Source organism: Micromonospora sp. HK10 (assembly GCF_000982955.1).
Taxonomy (GTDB): Bacteria; Actinomycetota; Actinomycetes; order Mycobacteriales; family Micromonosporaceae; genus Micromonospora.
Window position 1 is genome coordinate 1 of record NZ_KQ058706.1, and the last position, 324, is coordinate 324.

The 324-nt window shown below is 65.1% G+C and carries 1 protein-coding gene; it reads left to right on the forward strand.

All coding sequences use genetic code 11. The features are described from left to right. A partial coding sequence (locus tag LQ51_RS05810; protein WP_046563629.1) for a glycoside hydrolase family 6 protein occupies positions 1-324 on the forward strand: 324 nt, incomplete at both ends.

Sequence of the window (324 nt, forward strand, 5' to 3'; positions counted from 1 at the left end):
CCGGCCGGGACTGCTCCGCGCTGGCCTCGAACGGTGAGCTGGGCCCGGACGAGCTGCCCCGCTACAAGTCCGAGTACATCGACCCGATCGCCGCGATCCAGGCCGACTCGAAGTACAAGAACCTCCGCATCATCAACATCATCGAGATCGACTCGCTGCCCAACCTGGTGACCAACACCTCGGGCAACGCGGGCGGCACGGTCATGTGTGACACGGTGAAGGCCAACGGCGCGTACGTGAACGGTGTCGGCTACGCGCTGGCCAAGTTCGGCGCGATCGGCAACGTCTACAACTACATCGACGCCGCGCACCACGGCTGGATCG